Origin of the sequence: Pseudomonas tructae, from assembly GCF_004214895.1 — a bacterium.
Classification (GTDB): domain Bacteria; phylum Pseudomonadota; class Gammaproteobacteria; order Pseudomonadales; family Pseudomonadaceae; genus Aquipseudomonas; species Aquipseudomonas tructae.
In genome coordinates this window covers 4611438-4633037 of sequence record NZ_CP035952.1, presented here as the reverse complement: position 1 = coordinate 4633037, position 21600 = coordinate 4611438, and the positions used below count along the sequence as shown (strand labels likewise).

The window sequence follows — 21600 nt, the reverse complement described above, 5'->3', positions numbered from 1 at the left end:
TCGTCAACTGGAGTCTGCCCATGCGTTCGCAACGAATCGCCCGCTTGCCCCCGCGAGAGCGGGTCCTGGATGCCGCTCACGCCCTGTTTTCCAATGAAGGCATCAGCCGCGTCACGGTCGATGCCATTGCGGCCAAGGCTGAAACCACCAAGATGACCCTGTACCGGCATTTCGAGTCCAAGGAAGTGCTGGTGCTGGAGTGGCTGCGCCTGTTGATGGCCGAGTACGACGAGCTATGGGGGCGTCTGGCCGAGCAGTTCAGCGGTCAGCCGGCGCGGCAGATCCTCGGTTTTGCCGAGTTTCTGGTTCAGGAGCCGGTGCTTTCTTCGCACCGTGGTTGTGCCTACACCAACACCCTGGCAGAGCTGCCGGTGTGTGACAGCCCGGCGCGCGAGCTGATCGAGGCGCATAAGCGCCGCCAGGCGGCGCGCCTGGTGCGTTTGTGTGAAGAGGCAGGCTTGGCCGAGCCGCAGCAGAGCGCATTCGAACTGACGCTGCTGCTGGAGGGGGTACAGATCGTTGCGCAGAACAAAGGCTTTGACCAGGTCGGCCCGAACCTGCTCAAGCTGATACGGGGCCGATTGGGCTTGCCTGCCTAAGAAACGTCGGCGCGGCTGTTTTCTGAGGATTGCAGCAGCGCTTCGAAGGCCAGTTTGTCGATCGGCTTGCTCAGGTAGTAGCCCTGCACCTCATGGCATTGCTCCTTGCCCAGGGCCTTGAGTTGCTGCTCGGTTTCCACCCCTTCGGCAGTCACGGTCAGGCCCATGGCCTTGCCCAGGTTGATGATCGCCTGAACCACCGCGCGGTCGTTGCCGTCGCTGCTGAGCCCGGCGATAAAGCGCTTGTCGATCTTGATGCTGTCGAACGGGTAGGTGCGCAGGTAACCCAGCGACGAGTAACCGGTGCCGAAGTCATCCATGTTCAGGCGCACCCCCAACTCCTTGAGCGCGTTCATGGTGCCCAGTGCGCCTTCGATGTCGTTGAGCATCACATTCTCGGTGATTTCCAGCTCCAGGCGCTGGGCCGGGAAGCCGGTCTCGACCAGGATCTGGTGAACATCCTTGACCACATCGCTGCGCGAGAATTGCGCCGGAGACAGGTTGACCGAGACCAGTAGCTGCGCCGGCCAGTTGCGTGCGGTTTTGCAGGCTTCGTGCAGCACCCAGCGGCCCAGGGGCACGATCAGGTCGGTCTGCTCGGCCAGGGGAATGAACGTATCCGGGCCCAATAGGCCTTCGATTGGATGCTGCCAGCGCACCAAAGCCTCGACCGAGACGATCTCCAGGGTTTCCAGGCGATAGCGTGGCTGGTAATGGAGGACGAACTCGTTGTTCTTCAGCGCCTTGCGCAGGTCGTTTTCCAGTTGCCGGCGATACTGGATCTGCTCGTTCATCTCCGGGGAGAAGTAGCGCCAGGTGTTCTTGCCTTCGGCCTTGGCGTGATACAGGGCGATATCGGCGCAGCGGATCAGCTCGCCAGCATCAGTACCCTGCAAGCGCGTTTGCGCCACGCCCAGGCTGGCACCGATGTGCAGGGCCTGTTCTTCGTAGTAGATCGGTTGGTGCAGGTTGTCGATCAGACGGGCACAAAAGCGGTCGATCTCGTTGCGGCTGTCCATGCCATTCATCACCAGCACGAACTCGTCGCCGCCCAGGCGTGCCACCAGGTCGCCGTCACGAGTCGATTCGCGCAGGCGTGCGGCCACTTCCAGCAGCACGGCGTCGCCAGCGGGGTGGCCAAGGGAGTCGTTGATCGGCTTGAAACTGTCCAGGTCCAGCAGCAACAAGGTCAGCGGCGTGGCTTCCTGGCCCTTGAGCAGTGCCTGGTCAAGAAAGCGCGAGAGCTTGTTGCGGTTGGCCAGGCCCGTCAGTGCGTCGTGCATCGACAGGTGCTGGATGCGCGCATGGGCGGCCACTTCATCGGTGATGTCGCTGGCAGTGCCGCGATAACCGACCAGTTTGCCGTCGAACACAATCGAGCGCGCCGAAACCCGGCAAAAGCGCATCTGAGCGGTGTGGTCGCGGTAGGCGCAGCGCAGGTTGGCGACCTGTGGCGAGTCGGCATCGGCCTGATTGTCGAGCCACTGGATCAGCGGCGTGGTTTCGCAACTGAGCAACTGGTTGAGCGGCTGGCCCAGCCAGTCTTCGCTCTGAAAGCCCGTCACGGTGACAAAGCGCTGGGACAGGTAGCTCAGGCGATGATGACGGTCGGTTTCCCAGATCCAGTCCGATGCCGCCTCGGCCACTGCGCGAAACCGCTGCTCGCTGGCTTCCAGCGCCTGGTTACTGGCCTGCAGGCTGCGCAGGTTGGCGTCGATTTCGCGTGACGTGCGCAGGGCATAGCGGAAGAAGTACACCATCAGCAAGCCCAGTACCAGCATGGCGCCGAGCAGCGGCGGCAAGACCGCCCAAAGCAACTGATCGCCCGGACGCGGGGTAATCCAGTCGAGCCGGTAGCCGGTATCGCCCAGCAGCAAACTGGGTTGATCGGCCAGCGGTGCGTCGGCTTTTTCGATGTGCATGCCGGCCAGGCCGACGCCGGTGCCCAGGTGTGTGAGTTTTTCCGGGGTCAGTTGATCGACAAAAAGCATGACTGAGGTGGTTTGCGGATCGATTGACAGCACTTCATCATCCGGGCGAATGGCCGCGGCCACCAGCACTGCCGGCCAGCCATTGAACAGCACGTGCTCGGTGATCTGCTGGCGCTCGGCAGCGACGTTGCGCGCCTTGGCAATGATCGGCGCCAACGGATTCTCTATATAGGTGCTGGCCGGCGCCTTGCTCAACTGGCCCTTGAACAGGGCGTACTTGGTGGTCTGGTCATCGACGACGAATACCCCTTCATAGCCGCTGGCGCCGTACAGCGAGTCGCCGACGTTCTTCTCTTCATAGGCCCAGTGCAGGTCGGGGCTGCCATTGAGATGATCGTAGGCGGCGTTCCACACCGCATAGCTGGAGAGAAACTGGCGCGATGACTCCAGGCGCTGGTCCAGGGCTTTGTGGGCGTAAAAGCTGCTTTTATCCCGCTCGTTGGTATTGAGTATGGTCGCGATGTTGATCAACGCTCCCAGAGCAATCAGGCAGGCCAAGGCGAACAGCGCGGCGATGGCTTTGATGAGCTTGCCCGTCTGCAGGCTCGGGCGTTGGCTGGTTGGCGGAGCGTCGGCAATCCTGTCCATGCGCGGGCTGATCCTTGTTGAGCTGCATCCGGCGGCCATGCCGCACGGACGAAGGTTCACTCAGGATAGGCCAGCTTCAGCGTGGTGAGGTCGCAATGGGCGAAATTGACCTGGTTACGCCCGGCTTTCTTGGCGCGGTACAGCGCTTTGTCGGCTTCATTGAGCCAGGCTTCCGGGTCGGGCAGGGCATCGTTGCAACTGGCCAGGCCAATACTCAGGCTGATGCGCAGGTCCGGCAACTGCGGGTTGCGGTAGCTGCCGACCCGCTCGCGCAGTCGCTCCATGCTTTGCCTTGCGCTGTCCAGGCGGGTGTCCGGCAGGATCACACAGAACTCGTCGCCGCCGTAGCGCCCGGCCAGATCGTCCTCGCCCAGGGTGCGCTTGAGTTCATTGCTCAACTGATGCAGGACACAATCGCCGACCACGTGGCCATAGGTGTCGTTGATGGTCTTGAAGTGATCGATGTCGATGATCGCGATCACCGCGTCGCGCCGTTGTTGCTGGCAAATCTGGAACTTGAGCTGCAGCAGGTCTTTCCATGAGCCGTGGTTGAGCAGGCCAGTCAGGCTGTCGGTGCGGCTCAGTGCGCTCAGGCGACGTTTATGTTCGGCCAGCTTCATTGCCAGGCTGTAGCACACCCAGCCGACGGCCATGGGGTAAAGGGTCAGCATCGGCAGGCAGGCATAAACCTGCAGGGTGGTGGCGTGCAGTTGCAGCCCGGGGCCGAACAAGGCAATCGACAGCAGCATGCCCAGGCCCTGGATCAACAGGCCTTTGAAAAACAGGCGCTGACCACCGGCGGCGAAGTTGTTCATGGCCATCATTGCCAGGATGGTCACGCTCGGTAGCGGGTTGAATTGCAGGGTAGCGGTCCAGAACCCGCCCATCAGCGAGTCCAGTTGCAGGTTGCGGTACTCGCCGTGATAGGGGACGTTGGCGCGCAGGGCCAGTTGATAGGCCAGGTGCGGCCAGACCAGGCCGTTGAACAGCAGCAGGCCCCAAACCCAGGAGGGTAGGGCAAGGTTGGCGATCCCTGCCATGACGCTGAGCATGCCGATCCCCAGGCCGATGATGCGCGGCAGGTAGATCCTCCTGACAAATGAAAGTCCCTTGCCGCTTCTTTTTTCCATCATGGATGCTGGTCTGTTCCGGGGGCGCCGTTTATCGCATAAATTCTGCCAATATTGTTGAACAATCGCAGGCTATTGAAAAATGGCCTTACAAGCCATTTCACGGTTGATCCAATCACTGTGGGGTAACATGAAACTTACCTTCATCCTTGGAGTGTTTCTGCTCATGGCACCGCTGACCCCACAGGCCGGTGAACCGGCGCAACGCCAGGATGGGCGTTACCACAACCAGGCGCAGTTGCCGCAGGACGGCATGTTGAAAAAACTGCGCATCGGCTTGAAGTACCTGTTTCTGAAAAAGCCTGCCGACACCCGTCCCAGTGTCAGCATCGCCGTGCAACCCCTGAGCCGCCTGCAGTTGCTCGAGGCGCCGGACCACAGCGTCTGGCGCCTGGGGCATTCCACGGTACTGTTGAAACTGCGCGAGCGCTTCTTCATTACCGACCCGGTGTTCGCTGAACGCGCCTCGCCCGTGCAATGGGCCGGCCCGCGGCGTTTTCATCCGCCGCCACTGAAGCTTGACGAATTACCGCCACTCACCGCGGTGATCTTGTCTCACGACCATTTTGATCACCTCGACGAGCAGGCCATCCGCCAACTGGCAGAGCGCGCCGAGCACTTCATCACGCCGTTGGGCGTGGGGGACATCCTGATTGGCTGGGGTGTGCCGGCGGCCAAGGTCCGGCAGCTGGACTGGTGGCAGGAAACCAGCGTCGAAGGCGTGCGTTTAGTCGCAACCCCCGCGCAGCATTTTTCCGGGCGCGGTCTGTTCGACAGCAACAGTACCCTGTGGGCGTCCTGGGTGATCATCGATGAGCAACTGAAGGTGTTTTTCAGTGGCGACACCGGTTACTTCGACGGCTTCAAGGCCATCGGCAAGCAGTACGGCCCCTTCGACCTGACCCTGATCGAAACCGGCGCCTACAACGTCAACTGGCCCGATGTGCACATGCAGCCCGAGCAGAGTCTGCAGGCGCACCTGGACCTGCGCGGGCGCTGGATGTTGCCGATCCATAACGCAACCTTTGACCTGTCCAGCCACAGCTGGCATGAACCTCTCGACCGCATCCTGGCCTTGGCCAACGCAGCCCAGGTGCAATTGAGCACACCGCAGATTGGCGAACGGGTCAGCATCGAGCAGCCCCATAGCGGGCCAGCCTGGTGGCAGTCCAAGCCCCAGCGCGAACTGCGCAAGGGCGGCGAACGGGTGCTGGCGGCGCGAGAACCTTAGGTTTTGCTGCTTGTCGACGGCGATTTTTGCTGATCGGCAGAGGGTGGTTTGCCACTGTCGCTGCGCACCTGCGCGTGGCTGATCAGGGCGAAAATAAAGCTGCCGCCAATGATGTTGCCGACCAGGGTCGGTACGGCGAAGTCCAGCCAGAATGTGGCCCAGCTGGCTTCGCCGGCCCACACCAGGTATGACACTTCCACAGAGCCGACCACGATATGGGTGAAATCACCCAGGGCCATCAGGTAAGTGATCATCAGGATGATCCAGACCTTGGCGCTCTCCATCGACGGGATCATCCAGACCATGGTGGCGATCATCCAGCCGGAGATGATCCCTTTGGCGAACATCTGGTTCAGGTCGTTCTCCATGACCTTGCGGCCGACGTCGAGGAAGGCGATGTCGGTCTTGCTGTCGAAGATCGGCAAGTTGAGCATCACGTAGGCCACCAGGATGGTGCCAGCCAGGTTGCCGAGCAGTACAACTGACCATAAACGCAGCAAACGCCCGAAATTACGCATGCTCGGTTCGGTCATCACCGGCAGCACGGCGGTCAGGGTGTTTTCGGTAAACAGTTGCTGGCGGGCCAGGATCACTGCAAGGAATCCCGCCGAGTAACCGAGGCTGGCGATCACCTGACTGCTGTCATCTGCCGGCAAGCGTGAATAGAACAGCCCCATGGCCATCAGCGACAGGCCCATGGTCAACCCGGCGGCCAGCGCCGACCAGAACAGTGCGGCGAGGGTACGTTCAAGTTCCTGGTCACCCTGGTAACGAATGATCTCGTGCAACACCGCCGCGCGGGGTGGCTGGTTATTGCTGACTTCCTGCTCTTCGTCCGCAGACAGGCCCGGGGTTTTGCCGCTTTGCGCTTGGCTCATGGCGGTGGCTCTTGTGTAGGGTGCCTTATCTACAGATCGACGCCACGTTGATTAGTTGCCTGCCTGCAGCGTGTCGAGTGCCAGTTGCGCGACACTCAGGGGCGTGCGCGCGTCCTCAAACAAGTCATCCTCCAGGAACCAGGCCGCCGATAAGCCACCCCAGGCGATGATCCATTGCAGCATGCGCTGGCGGGGCAGGTCGGCCACTTGACAAACAATCTGCAAGCGTTGATGAAACAGCACTGGGTTGGTAGCGATGGCGTGGCTGGGGTCGCAGAAAAGATTGGCGTAGTCGAATGCGCGCTCGCCGTACAAACGCTTGGGATCGATGGCCAGCCAGCCTTTTTCACCGAAGTCGAGAATGTTGGCGTGGTGTATGTCGCCATGCAGCACGCATTCTTCCTGGGGGGAGTCGAGCAACTGCCGGGCGATATCGGCACAGGATTGATACAGGCCTCCCTGTTGTTCGGCGGCTGGCCACAAGCCGGCAAACCAGGGGCGTAACTCGACCAGGGGCGGTAGCGGTTTGTGACGTGGGGCGTGCAAGCGTGCGATGGCCGCACAGAGGATGCGCGTGGCTTCGGCGTCACGTCCCTGCTCGGCGTAAGCGGTCAGGGAGTTGGGGCCTTGCGCGCGCTCAAGCAACAAACCGTGATCGGCATGCTGCAGGACTGCGGCGGCGCCATTACCGTCCCACCACTTCATCAACAGGGCGCCGAATTGCTCCTCCGGCTCATGGGCAACCTTGAGCATTGCCGCCTTGCCTCTATAAAGGACGGGTAGCAAATGACTGCTATGGGTGATGATCGGCTCTCCATCAGCGATCAGCTCCCAGCGTTGTACGTAAGGTTCGAACATGGCGACCTCCTTTTCCGGCGCTTCTATCTATATAAAGCGAGTGATTATGCCTTTGTTTAATGGTTTTCAAATTAGCCCTTGACGTCCGATTTGGTTTCTCTATAATTCGCCCCACTTCCGGCGCAGTCGGAACTTAAAACTCCTTGAGTTTCAATGAGTTAGCAGTTCAGGGTGGTGTTGGAAGGGCTTCGATCGAAAGATCGCTAGCGGTGAAAAAAGGCGGTTGACAGCGGATTGAAACGCTGTAGAATTCGCCTCCCGCTAACGAGAGATCGCAGCGAGTCAAGTGCTTGAAGTGAAACGAAAAACTTCAAAATAAACGCTTGACAGATCCTGAGGAAAGCGTAGAATGCGCGCCTCGGTTGAGACGAAAAGCTCTTAACCAACCGCTCTTTAACAACTGAATCAAGCAATTCGTGTGGGTGCTTGTGAGTTCAGACTGATAGTCAAAAAGATTATCAGCATCACAAGTGGCTACACGAAAATCGAAAGATTTGAAAGTAAGTCATTTGAGATTGCTGAGCCAAGTTTAGGGTTTTCTCAAAACCCAAGCAGTATTGAACTGAAGAGTTTGATCATGGCTCAGATTGAACGCTGGCGGCAGGCCTAACACATGCAAGTCGAGCGGATGAGAAGAGCTTGCTCTTCGATTCAGCGGCGGACGGGTGAGTAATACCTAGGAATCTGCCTGGTAGTGGGGGACAACGTTTCGAAAGGAACGCTAATACCGCATACGCCCTACGGGGGAAAGCAGGGGACCTTCGGGCCTTGCGCTATCAGATGAGCCTAGGTCGGATTAGCTAGTTGGTGAGGTAATGGCTCACCAAGGCGACGATCCGTAACTGGTCTGAGAGGATGATCAGTCACACTGGAACTGAGACACGGTCCAGACTCCTACGGGAGGCAGCAGTGGGGAATATTGGACAATGGGCGAAAGCCTGATCCAGCCATGCCGCGTGTGTGAAGAAGGTCTTCGGATTGTAAAGCACTTTAAGTTGGGAGGAAGGGTACTTACCTAATACGTGAGTATTTTGACGTTACCGACAGAATAAGCACCGGCTAACTCTGTGCCAGCAGCCGCGGTAATACAGAGGGTGCAAGCGTTAATCGGAATTACTGGGCGTAAAGCGCGCGTAGGTGGTTCGTTAAGTTGGATGTGAAATCCCCGGGCTCAACCTGGGAACTGCATCCAAAACTGGCGAGCTAGAGTAGGGCAGAGGGTGGTGGAATTTCCTGTGTAGCGGTGAAATGCGTAGATATAGGAAGGAACACCAGTGGCGAAGGCGACCACCTGGGCTCATACTGACACTGAGGTGCGAAAGCGTGGGGAGCAAACAGGATTAGATACCCTGGTAGTCCACGCCGTAAACGATGTCAACTAGCCGTTGGAATCCTTGAGATTTTAGTGGCGCAGCTAACGCATTAAGTTGACCGCCTGGGGAGTACGGCCGCAAGGTTAAAACTCAAATGAATTGACGGGGGCCCGCACAAGCGGTGGAGCATGTGGTTTAATTCGAAGCAACGCGAAGAACCTTACCAGGCCTTGACATGCAGAGAACTTTCCAGAGATGGATTGGTGCCTTCGGGAACTCTGACACAGGTGCTGCATGGCTGTCGTCAGCTCGTGTCGTGAGATGTTGGGTTAAGTCCCGTAACGAGCGCAACCCTTGTCCTTAGTTACCAGCACGTTATGGTGGGCACTCTAAGGAGACTGCCGGTGACAAACCGGAGGAAGGTGGGGATGACGTCAAGTCATCATGGCCCTTACGGCCTGGGCTACACACGTGCTACAATGGTCGGTACAGAGGGTTGCCAAGCCGCGAGGTGGAGCTAATCTCACAAAACCGATCGTAGTCCGGATCGCAGTCTGCAACTCGACTGCGTGAAGTCGGAATCGCTAGTAATCGCGAATCAGAATGTCGCGGTGAATACGTTCCCGGGCCTTGTACACACCGCCCGTCACACCATGGGAGTGGGTTGCACCAGAAGTAGCTAGTCTAACCTTCGGGAGGACGGTTACCACGGTGTGATTCATGACTGGGGTGAAGTCGTAACAAGGTAGCCGTAGGGGAACCTGCGGCTGGATCACCTCCTTAATCGACAGACATCAGCTGTCTTATGAGCTCCCACACGAATTGCTTGATTCATTGAAGAAGACGATATCGGTAACAGCTCTTGACTGGGTCTGTAGCTCAGTTGGTTAGAGCGCACCCCTGATAAGGGTGAGGTCGGCAGTTCGAATCTGCCCAGACCCACCAGTTTCTTGTTGGGGCCATAGCTCAGCTGGGAGAGCGCCTGCCTTGCACGCAGGAGGTCAGCGGTTCGATCCCGCTTGGCTCCACCACCCCTTTGTTACCATGTCAAAGCTTAGAAATGAATATTCGCTTCGAATATTGATTTCTGAACTTTTTCAGAATCGTTCTTTAAAAATTTGGGTATGTGATAGAAAGATAGACTGGACAGCACTTTCACTGGTGTGTGTTCAGGCTAAGGTAAAATTTGTGAGTGATTACAAATTTTCGGCGAATGTTGTCTTCACAGTATAACCAGATTGCTTGGGGTTATATGGTCAAGTGAAGAAGCGCATACGGTGGATGCCTTGGCAGTCAGAGGCGATGAAAGACGTGGTAGCCTGCGATAAGCTTCGGGGAGTCGGCAAACAGACTTTGATCCGGAGATCTCTGAATGGGGGAACCCACTCAGCATAAGCTGAGTATCTTGTACTGAATACATAGGTGCAAGAGGCGAACCAGGGGAACTGAAACATCTAAGTACCCTGAGGAAAAGAAATCAACCGAGATTCCCTTAGTAGTGGCGAGCGAACGGGGACTAGCCCTTAAGTGGCTTTGAGATTAGCGGAACGCTCTGGAAAGTGCGGCCATAGTGGGTGATAGCCCTGTACGCGAAAATCTCTTGGTCATGAAATCGAGTAGGACGGAGCACGAGAAACTTTGTCTGAATATGGGGGGACCATCCTCCAAGGCTAAATACTACTGACTGACCGATAGTGAACCAGTACCGTGAGGGAAAGGCGAAAAGAACCCCGGAGAGGGGAGTGAAATAGATCCTGAAACCGTATGCGTACAAGCAGTGGGAGCCTACTTGTTAGGTGACTGCGTACCTTTTGTATAATGGGTCAGCGACTTATATTCAGTGGCGAGCTTAACCGAATAGGGGAGGCGTAGCGAAAGCGAGTGTTAATAGCGCGTTTAGTCGCTGGGTATAGACCCGAAACCGGGCGATCTATCCATGGGCAGGTTGAAGGTTAGGTAACACTGACTGGAGGACCGAACCGACTACCGTTGAAAAGTTAGCGGATGACCTGTGGATCGGAGTGAAAGGCTAATCAAGCTCGGAGATAGCTGGTTCTCCTCGAAAGCTATTTAGGTAGCGCCTCATGTATCACTGTAGGGGGTAGAGCACTGTTTCGGCTAGGGGGTCATCCCGACTTACCAAACCGATGCAAACTCCGAATACCTACAAGTGCCGAGCATGGGAGACACACGGCGGGTGCTAACGTCCGTCGTGAAAAGGGAAACAACCCAGACCGTCAGCTAAGGTCCCAAAGTTATGGTTAAGTGGGAAACGATGTGGGAAGGCTTAGACAGCTAGGAGGTTGGCTTAGAAGCAGCCACCCTTTAAAGAAAGCGTAATAGCTCACTAGTCGAGTCGGCCTGCGCGGAAGATGTAACGGGGCTCAAACCATACACCGAAGCTACGGGTGTCACTTAGGTGACGCGGTAGAGGAGCGTTCTGTAAGCCTGTGAAGGTGAGTTGAGAAGCTTGCTGGAGGTATCAGAAGTGCGAATGCTGACATGAGTAACGACAATGGGAGTGAAAAACTCCCACGCCGAAAGACCAAGGTTTCCTGCGCAACGTTAATCGACGCAGGGTTAGTCGGTCCCTAAGGCGAGGCTGAAAAGCGTAGTCGATGGAAAACAGGTTAATATTCCTGTACTTCTGGTTATTGCGATGGAGGGACGGAGAAGGCTAGGCCAGCTTGGCGTTGGTTGTCCAAGTTTAAGGTGGTAGGCTGAGATCTTAGGTAAATCCGGGATCTTAAGGCCGAGAGCTGATGACGAGTTGCCATTAGGCGACGAAGTGGTTGATGCCATGCTTCCAAGAAAAGCTTCTAAGCTTCAGGTAACCAGGAACCGTACCCCAAACCGACACAGGTGGTTGGGTAGAGAATACCAAGGCGCTTGAGAGAACTCGGGTGAAGGAACTAGGCAAAATGGCACCGTAACTTCGGGAGAAGGTGCGCCGGTGAGGGTGAAGGACTTGCTCCGTAAGCCCATGCCGGTCGAAGATACCAGGCCGCTGCGACTGTTTATTAAAAACACAGCACTCTGCAAACACGAAAGTGGACGTATAGGGTGTGACGCCTGCCCGGTGCCGGAAGGTTAATTGATGGGGTTAGCTAACGCGAAGCTCTTGATCGAAGCCCCGGTAAACGGCGGCCGTAACTATAACGGTCCTAAGGTAGCGAAATTCCTTGTCGGGTAAGTTCCGACCTGCACGAATGGCGTAACGATGGCGGCGCTGTCTCCACCCGAGACTCAGTGAAATTGAAATCGCTGTGAAGATGCAGTGTATCCGCGGCTAGACGGAAAGACCCCGTGAACCTTTACTATAGCTTTGCACTGGACTTTGAATTTGCTTGTGTAGGATAGGTGGGAGGCTTTGAAGCGTGGACGCCAGTTCGCGTGGAGCCATCCTTGAAATACCACCCTGGCAACTTTGAGGTTCTAACTCAGGTCCGTTATCCGGATCGAGGACAGTGTATGGTGGGTAGTTTGACTGGGGCGGTCTCCTCCTAAAGAGTAACGGAGGAGTACGAAGGTGCGCTCAGACCGGTCGGAAATCGGTCGTAGAGTATAAAGGCAAAAGCGCGCTTGACTGCGAGACAGACACGTCGAGCAGGTACGAAAGTAGGTCTTAGTGATCCGGTGGTTCTGTATGGAAGGGCCATCGCTCAACGGATAAAAGGTACTCCGGGGATAACAGGCTGATACCGCCCAAGAGTTCATATCGACGGCGGTGTTTGGCACCTCGATGTCGGCTCATCACATCCTGGGGCTGAAGCCGGTCCCAAGGGTATGGCTGTTCGCCATTTAAAGTGGTACGCGAGCTGGGTTTAGAACGTCGTGAGACAGTTCGGTCCCTATCTGCCGTGGACGTTTGAGATTTGAGAGGGGCTGCTCCTAGTACGAGAGGACCGGAGTGGACGAACCTCTGGTGTTCCGGTTGTCACGCCAGTGGCATTGCCGGGTAGCTATGTTCGGAAGAGATAACCGCTGAAAGCATCTAAGCGGGAAACTTGCCTCAAGATGAGATCTCACTGGAGCCTTGAGCTCCCTGAAGGGCCGTCGAAGACTACGACGTTGATAGGTTGGGTGTGTAAGCGCTGTGAGGCGTTGAGCTAACCAATACTAATTGCCCGTGAGGCTTGACCATATAACACCCAAGCAATTTGACTACTCGAAAGAGCATCAGATTGCGGTGTTGTGAAGACACAAAGCCGAGAATTTGTACCTCACAAACCATCACATACCCGATTCGCTGGAGTGTCTTAAACAAGACCTTCTGGCAACAGAATTTCTTGACGACCATAGAGCATTGGAACCACCTGATCCCATCCCGAACTCAGAAGTGAAACGATGCATCGCCGATGGTAGTGTGGGGTTTCCCCATGTGAGAGTAGGTCATCGTCAAGATTAAATTCCGAAACCCCTATCTGCGCATGCAGGTAGGGGTTTTGTCTTTTCCGCGCTCACAAAAATCTACGGGGCTGTGGGAGCGGCGATGCGGCGACCCGACTTGCCCCGCGATGCGATGTACCTGACAGAGAGCTATCGCGGGGCAAGGCCCGCTCCCACAGATCCGGTGTATATAGATCCAAGGGGGAAGATCACGTGGGAGCCGCGGGCCCCACGTGATCTCAGGCAGGTCGCTCAGACAAAGCGCTGAGGCACCGCGCCACGCGGCAGGCGGCTGCTGCCGGGCAGGCTGGTCAGGCGTGCACGCCAGTTGGCTTTGAAGCAGAACATGCTAGGGGCAGGGCTGGCATTGGCTGTACGCTGTTTGCGCAGCTCTGCCAGGGATGGGGTGGATTTCTTGGCCGAAGCCGGCGAATCCGTCTTGACCAGGGACCGCTGACAGGATTTGCAGGAAACCAGGTCAGGGGTGGAGGTGCTGGTGAGGTTATTACCGGCGCGACCGCAGGCGACGGTGTCGCTGCTGGTTGAGTAGTGCATTACCAAGCTGTACATCTCCAAACATATGAACAAAAGCCCTCTATTTTCGCACAGGTTGGCGGCAGATGCGGCGCCATCGTCAATGCGGTGCCGCAGGCTTGAGTCACACGCTTGGAGATCAGTGTTGGTTACAGCGGGGAGATGGTTCCAAGTGCGCCAATCGCAATGGCCAGCGCCAGAAAACCCACGACGAAGAATGCAAGCTTACCCATTGAGCGCTCCAGATGAAGGTTTGCGGTGCAGCGCCAGGCTGCAGCCGCGAAATACGCCCGGTAGAGCGAGGCGCAGGAACATTTTCCCTCTGGCGCTGTTACCGAAACAGATTCAGATGACGCTACAAAATACGGATCAGATTGGCCCGGACACTGTGGCTTCACGCCGCCAGGCACCTTCAGGTACTTCAATCTCACGCTCGGCTTGTGCCAACGCCAGCTTCAATCCCTCTACACCAAAGGGAATGCAATAAGCCGGCTTGGCCCGTTCGAACCGCCAGCTGTCATCCAGGCCTCCGGCATCAACCGCGTCGTAGCCCAGGTCATCGAGCAGCGTACTCACCACCGATTTCGCTTCACCATCGTCGCCGGCAATGGGCAGGGCACGCCGATCCGCGGCGCCCCGCAAACGTGCGTCTTTCTCCAGGTCCTGAGCAAGAATCGCGTTGAACACCTTCACCACACGCGAACCTGGCAGGTGCTCGGCCAGCAGACGAGTGGTAGTGGTTTCGAATCTGTCCAGCGCGGGAAAACGGCCGTCACGATCCGGGTAGTAGTTATTGGCGTCCATGACGATCTTGCCCTCCAACCACCGGGCCGGCACGCTATGGTAGTGGGCGAAGGGAATCGCCACCAATGCCAGCTCAGCGAATCGCGCAGCCTCCTCTGCATTGCCCACTTCACAGCCAGCAATGCCGCTGCGCACGCTACTCATGGTCTGCGGCCCACGTGAGTTGCTGAGCATCACCTCATGCCCGGCCGCCAGCGCCAGCTGTGCCACTGCCCGACCGATAAAGCCCGCCCCGATTATGCCGATACGCATGTCCTTGCTCCGTTGCTTGATAGGAGCGGATATGATGATTGGCAACCAGATGGAGATAAATTATCGATCTGGATCAAGTGTCGTTACCAGGAGTATGGAATCATGGATCGTCTGACCAGCATGGAAGCCTTTGTCGTGGCGGCCGAAGCCGGCTCCTACGCCAGCGCGGCGCTGCGTCTGGGCATGTCAGCACAGATGGTCGCCAAGCACGTGGCCGCTCTTGAGCAGCGCCTGGGCGCTCGCTTGCTCAACCGTACTACTCGGCGGCAGAGCCTGACCCAGCTTGGCAGCGCTTACTACGAGCGCTGCAAGCATATCCTCGGCGAGGCGCAGGCAGCCGATTCCCTGGCGCAGATCATGAACGACATGCCTCGGGGCAAACTGAAGGTCAGCGCGCCGGTGACCTTTGGCTCCTACAGCCTGATGCCGCTGGTGACCGACTTTTTGCGTCAGTACCCGCAGGTCGAGATAGACCTGCATTTGACTGACCGTCTCGTTGACCTGGTGGAGGAGGGCTTCGAGGTGGCGTTTCGCATCGGTCCGCTGAGCACGTCCAGCCTGACTGCAAGGCCGCTTGCCCCCTATCGGCTGGTGACTTGTGCCGCGCCGGCATATCTGGCGGCGCGTGGTGTACCGCAAAAACCCGCCGATCTGCATGAGCATGAATGCCTGGGGTATGCCTACTGGTCACGCCCCGCCGACCAGCAATGGCAGTTCATCCAGGGCGATACGGTACACAAGGTCCAGGTAAGCAGCCGTTTGCAGGTCAACGAGAGCAGGGCACTGATGTCGGCGGCGCTTGATGGCTTTGGCATCGTACTGGGCCCTGAGGACTTTCTTCGACCAGCGCTGTGCAGTGGCGAGCTGGTGCGGGTGCTGGTTGATTACCAGGCGCCCAGTCGACCGATGCATCTGCTGTACACGGCCAACCGGCAGCGAACCGCCAAACTGCGTCGATTCATTGAGGCCGTAATGGAGCGCTTCGCGGTGTCGTGATGATTATGGAAGTGAGGTTCAGCTTTCCATTCAGTATAAATAATGATTATCATTAACGATTATTTCTTGTGTCTAGATGATCATGCATACCAAGGAAGTAGTCGTCAGCCTCTATCGGGAACATTGCGGCTGGCTCAAGGGATGGTTGCAACAACGTTTGGGCTGCTCCAGCGACGCTGCTGACCTGGCGCATGACATCTTCGTCAAGGTACTCAACCGCAACCTTGATGACCTGCGTGAACCGCGAGCCTTTCTCAGGACCATCGCCCACGGTCTGATGGTCGACAAGGTGCGTCGCAAGGAACTCGAACGTGCCTACCTGACAACCCTGCAGCAGATGCCTGAAGCCCTGGGTGCGTCGCCTGAGCTGACCTGCTCGATCCTCGAAACCCTGTATGCCCTGGATCGAATGCTTACCAGTTTGCCGGTGAAAGTGCGTCAGGCCTTCCTGCTCTGCCAGGTGGACGGCCTGAAATACGCGCAAGCTGCCGAACGCCTGGGTGTCACCGTCAGTTCGATCAAGAAGTACATGCACACCGCCCTGTTGCGTTGCCTGGAGCTGGAACTGGAGCTGGAGGCATGAGCGCGCCACGTGGCGAACAGCAGAGCCTGAGCGAAGCGCTGGACTGGCTCATCGAGTTGCGCGAAGTACTGGATGACGACCCGCGGCACAGCCATTGGCAGGCCTGGTTGGCAGCCAGTGAGCACAATCGTGAAGCCTGGCTGCGCGTCGAGACGCTTGGCCAGCGCTTGTCAGGTGCCCAGGGGCGGCTTCTGCTGCATTCCTTGCAGGCGACACCGGTCCACGCATCTCGCCGTGCAGTTGTCGGCAAACTCTGCCTGTTGTTCGCAGGTACCGGCGTGCTGGCTTACAGCGGGCAACGCCTGGCCTGGCCGGAACTGAGCACGGACTACCACACCGGTACCGGTGAACTGCGCCAACTGACGTTGGACAATCACTTGCACCTGGCCATGAACACCGCCACGGCACTGGATATCCGCCATGACCGCGAAGGCACCCGGATTGCGCTGCTCAAGGGCGAGATCATGGTCGACTCGCGCCAGGTGTTGGCCGAGTCCACTCAGGTCCAGTTACCTCAAGCGCGACTTTGGGCTGGCCAGGCGCGCTTTGCGGTCCGAGCCCTGGAGGGCGATCTGCAGCGTGTCTGTGTTTATCAGGGGCAGCTCAGTGTCATCCATGGCGCCCAGGAGCAGCGTCTTGAAGGTGGCCAGCAACTGTTGTTCTCGGGCAATGATAGCCGTCGCCAGGAACTGCCCCTGGCCTCGGATGCCTGGACCCGTGGCTTGCTGATCAGTGATGGTATGCGCCTGGCAGAGTTCACCCAGGAACTGGACCGCTACCGCAGCGGCCGGCTGTACTGCGACCCGAAGGTCGCAGAACTGCGTGTTTCAGGTGTCTTTGACCTGAAAAACCCGGAACAGGTACTGGCGACCCTGAGCCAGGTGCTGCCGGTGAAGATGCAGTACCGTACCCGTTACTGGGCGACGCTGGTCCCGGTCGCCTGAAGGTTTGCGTGCTCAGGTGTCAACTCGAACAACTTGGGGTGGCGTCCCAGCAGTTGGCGACACAGCGCGTTGACCCTGGATAACTCGAGCTTGTGCAAACGCTCTGGGGCTTGAGCCAGGCTGCGGAAATCGTTGTCGACCATCGCCACCTGCGCCAGTGCTTCACTCCAGTAGACGGCGCTGCGACGTTGCTGAACCTGCTCGTTGAGCAGCGCCTGGCGGGCCTGTTGCAGTTCGGCTTGGCTGATCCCGTGCTCGGCCAACTCGCTCAGCACGGTTTGCGCCTTGGCGGTCAGTGCTTCGGCGCGCTCGGGGGAGGCGGTGAAGTTCAACCGCGCCAGGTAATAGGCCGACGGCAAGCGTGCCAGCAACTGGCTGAAACCAATGGCGTACACCCCCGACGCCTCATCGCGAATGGCCTGGCGTAAACGCTGGTTGGCCACTTTATCCACCAGTTGCAGTGCCAGGGCATCTTCCGCACGCCACTGTGCCGGGTTGCTGTAGAGCAGATTGACCATGGTCTTGGGGCTGCTCGACCAGGCGTATTCTTGCTGCAGGCTTTGCTGCAGTGGCTGCACACCCAGGTCACGCCAGTGCAGCAAAGGCCCTGGCGCCGTCGGCAGGCTGGCCAGCCAGGTGCGCGAAAGCTGTTCCAGGCGAGCCAGGTCCACTGGGCCAGACACCACCAGGGTCATGCCCTGACGTATGCCGAACAATCCGTGATAGGCCTGGCGCAACTGCTCGGCGTTGAAGTCTCGCCAGGGGCCCTGGGCATCGCTGACCAGGCGCTCGCCGTTGCTATAGGCGGTGCGGTTGATCGCATCCATGAAGCGCCGCTCCCCGGGCATGTTGTCCAGGCTTGCGGCGTAACGCTGGCGCATTTCCTCCAGCCGCTGGGGATCGAAGCGCGGTGCCGATAGCTTCAGGTGCAGCAGTTTGAACAGCGGTTCGAGCTGGTCGGCCGGTGCGCTGCCGCGCATTCCGTGGAACAGGCTTTCGCTGAACGGTTGCAGTTGCACCTGGCTGGCTTGCCCCAGGCGTGCCAGCTGCAAGGCTGAATAATTACCGTAGCCACTGCGCTCGGCCAGGCCCGTGGCCCAGTTGGCGAGGCCGGCCTGGTGGATGTCCTCCAGCGAAGTGCCGCCGCTCTGGCGCAGCTCCAGGCGCACATTGTCCTGCAGGGTCGAATCGGACTTGACGATGATCCGCAGGCCATTGCCCAGATGCCATTGCACCGCGCCCACTTCCGGCAGGGCAGCGGCTTTGCTCAGGCTGCCTTGAACGGGCGTCTTCAGCGTCAGTTGCTGGGTTGTTGCGCTATAGGGAAACGGCCCAGGCTGGCTGGACAAGGCTTTGTGCCAGCGTGCGGCCCATTGGCCATCGTCGGACTTTGGAGCATCGCCCTGAGGACCTACCAGGGCCAGTCGTGGCGATGCCTCGGCCAGCAGTTCGCTGACGGCCGCCTGCAGATGGAGTACCCCTATCGTTGGCAACCAGGCTTGCGTGATTTGCCATTGTTGACGCTTGTCGAACAGTGGCATCTGGAACTCGACGGCTTGCGCCAGGCCATCGGCCAGCACCTGGTTGGCGTAACGTTGTTGGCCAGCAGCCTGCTGCTCGAGCTTTTCCTGCAGGCGTTGCTTGGCCGCTTCGAGTTCTTGCACGCTCACAGGATGTTGGGCCATGCGCTGCAGTTCAGTGAACAACACCTCGGCGGCCTTGGCATAGTTGCCGTCGCGTGGGTGCAGCAGCATCCGGTACTGGCCGCGGCGAGCGTCAAGCAGGGTGGCGCGTTCTGTAACGCCGGCCTGGTTGAACAGCCCTTGCTCGACCAGCAGGTCAAGGCGCTCATCCAGCACACTCAGCCACAAGGCATCGATCAGATCACGCCATTGGCCGTTCTGGCTGTCCAGCGTGGCAGGCAGAGTGCGTTGCAGGACCAGTTGCAGCAGACGCTGGCTCTGTTCGGCATCGAACACCGAGGCTACGCGCAATGCCTTGGTATCGCGAAACTGGGCCGTGCTTGCCGGTGGCGCGGTTCCGCGCGGCTGGCCGGCGAACAGGGTATCGATGCGCTGGCGCAGTTGCGCCTCATCGAAGCGCCCGACCAGCAGCAAGGTCATGCGCTGGGGTTGGTACCAGTCGCGGTAAAAAGCCTGTGCCTGCTCCAGCGGGGCATGCCGAATGACCTCCAGGTCGCCGATGGGGCTGCGTTGTTGGTAGTCGCTGTCCTGGTACAGAAGGTCGTCGAGTTGTTGATTGATACGCTGGCCGACGCCCTGGCGCAGCCGCCATTCTTCGACGATCACTTCGCGCTCGGCTTCAAATGCCGCTGAATCGAAACTGAGCTGTGACGCCCAGTCAGCCATCAGCCGCAGGGCCAGATCGGCGTGGGCAGTGTCGTCGTCTGCCAGGGAAATCTTGTACAGAGTACTGTTGAAGCTCGTCGCGGCGTTGATGTCAGGGCCCAGGCTCATCCCCAGGCGTTCCAGTGCGGCCAGGCCAGCCTTGCCGGGGAAGTTGCGGCTGCCCTTGAACGCCATGTGTTCGACAAAATGCGCCAGGCCGCGTTGCTGCGTGCTCTCCTGCAGCGAACCGCTGGCCACCAGCAGGCGCAGTTCCACACCGTCGGTCTGGCGCGGTACCAGCATGACCCGCAGGCCGTTGGGCAAATGGTAGTCGCGCAGTTCAGGGCGTACCGGCAGTTCTGTACGGGGCGTCTCGGGCAATGGGGCGGCGCTGCGCGGCGTTGTGCTACTGCCACACGCCGTCAGGCCCAGCAGCATGCACAGCGTCAGAAGGGGTCTAGCGTTCATGGGCAAGGGCTTCCTCGGAAGGACGAGTCAGGGCGTCCAGGTCCACTACCTGGTCGGCATGCTCGGCAAGATGGGGTTGGTGGCTGGCCAGCAGGATCGCGCTGTCGACCAGATGGCGGCGCAGCAAGCCCAGCAAGCTGCTGGCGGCCGGGGGATCAAGGGCCGAAAGGCTTTCGTCGAGCAGCAGCAGGGCAGGGCGGTTGAGCAGCAGGCGGGCGACCAGCAGGCGCTGGCGTTCGCCGCCGCAAAGCCGCTGCATCCAATTGCTACAGTGAGCGAGTCGATCACGCCAATGGCCCATCCCGACTTCGTCCAGCGCCCAGTGCAAGCGTTCTTCGCTAAAAGCGCTGGGCGGGCTTGGATAGGCGAGCAGATCGGCCAGTGACCCATCCCCGAGGTAAGGATCCTGTGGCAGCCAGAATACCGGTGTGCGCCGTGCCAGTTGCCCATCGATGTGCGGCCAGTAGCCGGCCAGGGCGCGTAGCAGGGTGGATTTGCCCAGGCCGGAACGTCCGCGCAGCACGCTCAGGGTGCCTGGCTTCAGGCGCAGGTGCAGCATCGGCAGCAACGCTGAACCGTCGATACGCTGTACGGTGAGCCGTGCGTCCAGCAGTGCATCGCCTCTTGGAATGGGCGTTGCTGCCGTGGCCGGTAACGGCGCGTCCAGTTGGCTTGCAAAACCATGCAAGCGTTCGACGCAGGCCGACCAGGCGGCGATATCACGGTAGGCGTAGATGAACCAGCTCAATGCCGCAGCCACCTGGCCGAAAGCGGATTGAATGCGCATCAGCCCACCCAGTTGCAACTCGCCGGACAGGAACTTGGGCAGGGCGAAGAAGAACGGTGCCAGCAGGGTGGTCTGCTGGTAGCCAACGGTAAAGAACGCCAGGTTGCGTTCGGCACGCATCAAGTGGTACCAGTTGCCGATGACTTCGGCGAAGCGCGTGCGCAGTGCTTCACGCTCCTGGACCTCGCCGTGCTGGCCGGCGATGGCATCGGCATGACGGCGGCGCAGGATCAAAGCGCTGCGCAAGTCAGCCTCGCGCCTTTGCTGGCCGACGTTCAGGCCCTGCAAGGCGCCGCCGATCCAGTGGGTCAAGGCAATGCCGGCCAGGGTGTAGGCCAGGCACGTCCAGACCATGTAGCCGGGCAGCCGGTAAGTGTGCCCGGCAAGGCTGAAGCTAAAGGCGCCCGACAAGCTCCAGAGGATGCTGACGAAGGAAACCAGCGAGACCACTGAGCGGGTGAAGGACACCAGCAGCTTGAGCGAATGCTCGACCATCAGGCGCACATCATCGGCGATCCGCTGGTCCGGGTTGTCTGGCTCGCTGCCCGTAAGTTGCAGGCGATAATGATGACTGTCAGCCGACAGCCAGCGCGCGCACCAGTGTTCGGTCAGCCAGCCACGCCAGCGGATCAGCAGCAGCTTGCGCAGGTAGTCGGCATACACCACCACCAGAATCATTGCCATCACCAGGCCGACGAAGCTGTACAGCAGCGGGTACAGCGCCTTGCCGTCCAGCGCTTGCAGGGCATTGTAGAAGTCCCCGTTCCACTGGTTCATCCGCACACTGAACCACACGCTCAGCAGCGTCAGGCTGATCACCGCCGCCAGTAGCAACCAGGCCGGCAGCGCCGCGCGCGAGCGCCAGAAGGGCGCAGTGATGGCCCAGAACTGTCGAAGTCGTTTCATC

General features: G+C 58.9%; 13 protein-coding genes, 2 tRNA genes and 3 rRNA genes. 10 read left to right on the top strand and 8 right to left on the bottom strand.

Annotation, left to right across the window (positions count from 1 at the left end; genetic code table 11):
- The first annotated feature begins 20 nt into the window (after positions 1-20).
- The gene (locus tag EXN22_RS21210; protein ID WP_130265899.1) at positions 21-599 is read left to right on the top strand and encodes a TetR/AcrR family transcriptional regulator; all 579 of its coding nucleotides are present in this window, start codon (positions 21-23) and stop codon (positions 597-599) included.
- Here the strand turns inward: EXN22_RS21210 and EXN22_RS21205 are convergent.
- Positions 596-3178, bottom strand: a complete 2583-nt coding sequence (locus tag EXN22_RS21205; protein WP_130265898.1) for a bifunctional diguanylate cyclase/phosphodiesterase — start codon at positions 3176-3178, stop codon at positions 596-598. The genes EXN22_RS21210 and EXN22_RS21205 overlap by 4 nt on opposite strands.
- Positions 3179-3234: 56 nt before the next feature.
- Positions 3235-4308, bottom strand: a complete 1074-nt coding sequence (locus tag EXN22_RS21200) for a diguanylate cyclase (RefSeq protein WP_130266878.1) — start codon at positions 4306-4308, stop codon at positions 3235-3237.
- Between the two features lie 130 nt (positions 4309-4438).
- Here EXN22_RS21200 and EXN22_RS21195 point away from each other — a divergent pair, with 130 nt between their 5' ends.
- Complete coding sequence (locus tag EXN22_RS21195) at positions 4439-5539, top strand: MBL fold metallo-hydrolase (protein ID WP_130265897.1); 1101 nt, start codon at positions 4439-4441, stop codon at positions 5537-5539.
- Here EXN22_RS21195 and EXN22_RS21190 read toward each other — a convergent pair.
- The gene (locus tag EXN22_RS21190) at positions 5536-6417 is read right to left on the bottom strand and encodes a formate/nitrite transporter family protein (protein ID WP_130265896.1); all 882 of its coding nucleotides are present in this window, start codon (positions 6415-6417) and stop codon (positions 5536-5538) included. The genes EXN22_RS21195 and EXN22_RS21190 overlap by 4 nt on opposite strands.
- Before the next feature lie 51 nt (positions 6418-6468).
- Entirely contained in the window at positions 6469-7275 is an 807-nt protein-coding gene (locus EXN22_RS21185; protein WP_130265895.1) for an aminoglycoside phosphotransferase family protein, read from the bottom strand.
- Between the two features lie 559 nt (positions 7276-7834).
- Between EXN22_RS21185 and EXN22_RS21175 the strand changes: the two genes are divergently transcribed.
- From EXN22_RS21175 to rrf, 5 genes are all read left to right on the top strand, one after another.
- Positions 7835-9371, top strand: a 16S ribosomal RNA gene (locus EXN22_RS21175).
- Positions 9372-9456: 85 nt separating this feature from the next.
- Positions 9457-9533: transfer RNA gene (locus EXN22_RS21170), tRNA-Ile, on the top strand.
- A 10-nt stretch (positions 9534-9543) separates the two neighbouring features.
- Positions 9544-9619, top strand: a tRNA-Ala gene (locus tag EXN22_RS21165).
- Between the two features lie 223 nt (positions 9620-9842).
- A 23S ribosomal RNA gene (locus EXN22_RS21160) occupies positions 9843-12732 on the top strand.
- Between the two features lie 144 nt (positions 12733-12876).
- Positions 12877-12992, top strand: a 5S ribosomal RNA gene (gene rrf / locus EXN22_RS21155).
- Together the 16S, 23S and 5S rRNA genes with 2 tRNA genes alongside form the textbook arrangement of a ribosomal RNA operon.
- Positions 12993-13229: 237 nt before the next feature.
- Here rrf and EXN22_RS21150 read toward each other — a convergent pair.
- On the bottom strand, positions 13230-13532 hold the full coding sequence (locus EXN22_RS21150) for a hypothetical protein (RefSeq protein ID WP_130265894.1): 303 nt from the start codon (positions 13530-13532) through the stop codon (positions 13230-13232).
- A gap of 348 nt (positions 13533-13880) precedes the next feature.
- Positions 13881-14567 (bottom strand): NADPH-dependent F420 reductase, encoded by a 687-nt coding sequence (locus EXN22_RS21145; protein ID WP_130265893.1) that lies wholly within the window; start codon positions 14565-14567, stop codon positions 13881-13883.
- 102 nt (positions 14568-14669) lie between these two features.
- On the opposite strand from EXN22_RS21145, the gene EXN22_RS21140 reads away from it, so the two are divergent.
- The 3 genes from EXN22_RS21140 (at position 14670) to EXN22_RS21130 (ending at position 17090) form a co-directional block, all read left to right on the top strand.
- Positions 14670-15563 carry a LysR family transcriptional regulator gene (locus EXN22_RS21140; RefSeq protein ID WP_130265892.1) on the top strand — a complete coding sequence of 298 codons (894 nt, stop codon included), beginning with the start codon at positions 14670-14672 and terminating at the stop codon, positions 15561-15563.
- A 76-nt stretch (positions 15564-15639) separates the two neighbouring features.
- Positions 15640-16146: a sigma-70 family RNA polymerase sigma factor gene (locus EXN22_RS21135; protein WP_165392246.1), complete on the top strand. Its 507-nt coding sequence runs from the start codon at positions 15640-15642 to the stop codon at positions 16144-16146.
- A complete protein-coding gene (locus EXN22_RS21130) occupies positions 16143-17090 on the top strand; it encodes a FecR domain-containing protein (RefSeq protein ID WP_130265891.1) in 948 nt (315 codons plus the stop codon). The genes EXN22_RS21135 and EXN22_RS21130 overlap by 4 nt, the downstream gene beginning before the upstream one ends.
- Here the strand turns inward: EXN22_RS21130 and EXN22_RS21125 are convergent.
- Both EXN22_RS21125 and EXN22_RS21120 read right to left on the bottom strand, forming a co-directional pair.
- The gene (locus tag EXN22_RS21125) at positions 17060-19906 is read right to left on the bottom strand and encodes a M16 family metallopeptidase (protein ID WP_218567653.1); all 2847 of its coding nucleotides are present in this window, start codon (positions 19904-19906) and stop codon (positions 17060-17062) included. The two genes, EXN22_RS21130 and EXN22_RS21125, sit on opposite strands and share 31 nt — an antisense overlap.
- Positions 19896-21599, bottom strand: a complete 1704-nt coding sequence (locus EXN22_RS21120) for an ABC transporter ATP-binding protein/permease (protein WP_130265890.1) — start codon at positions 21597-21599, stop codon at positions 19896-19898. Before EXN22_RS21120 ends, EXN22_RS21125 begins: the two co-directional genes overlap by 11 nt.
- Position 21600 lies beyond the last annotated feature (1 nt).

Coding starts and splice junctions, on each gene's coding strand:
- EXN22_RS21150 (WP_130265894.1), bottom strand. CDS start 13,532: ATGCACTACTCAACCAGCAGCGACACCGTCGCCTGCGGTCGCGCCGGT.
- EXN22_RS21205 (WP_130265898.1), bottom strand. CDS start 3,178: ATGGACAGGATTGCCGACGCTCCGCCAACCAGCCAACGCCCGAGCCTG.
- EXN22_RS21210 (WP_130265899.1), top strand. CDS start 21: ATGCGTTCGCAACGAATCGCCCGCTTGCCCCCGCGAGAGCGGGTCCTG.
- EXN22_RS21120 (WP_130265890.1), bottom strand. CDS start 21,599: ATGAAACGACTTCGACAGTTCTGGGCCATCACTGCGCCCTTCTGGCGC.
- EXN22_RS21185 (WP_130265895.1), bottom strand. CDS start 7,275: ATGTTCGAACCTTACGTACAACGCTGGGAGCTGATCGCTGATGGAGAG.
- EXN22_RS21195 (WP_130265897.1), top strand. CDS start 4,439: ATGAAACTTACCTTCATCCTTGGAGTGTTTCTGCTCATGGCACCGCTG.
- EXN22_RS21125 (WP_218567653.1), bottom strand. CDS start 19,906: ATGAACGCTAGACCCCTTCTGACGCTGTGCATGCTGCTGGGCCTGACG.
- EXN22_RS21190 (WP_130265896.1), bottom strand. CDS start 6,417: ATGAGCCAAGCGCAAAGCGGCAAAACCCCGGGCCTGTCTGCGGACGAA.
- EXN22_RS21145 (WP_130265893.1), bottom strand. CDS start 14,567: ATGCGTATCGGCATAATCGGGGCGGGCTTTATCGGTCGGGCAGTGGCA.
- EXN22_RS21135 (WP_165392246.1), top strand. CDS start 15,640: ATGATCATGCATACCAAGGAAGTAGTCGTCAGCCTCTATCGGGAACAT.
- EXN22_RS21200 (WP_130266878.1), bottom strand. CDS start 4,308: ATGGAAAAAAGAAGCGGCAAGGGACTTTCATTTGTCAGGAGGATCTAC.
- EXN22_RS21140 (WP_130265892.1), top strand. CDS start 14,670: ATGGATCGTCTGACCAGCATGGAAGCCTTTGTCGTGGCGGCCGAAGCC.
- EXN22_RS21130 (WP_130265891.1), top strand. CDS start 16,143: ATGAGCGCGCCACGTGGCGAACAGCAGAGCCTGAGCGAAGCGCTGGAC.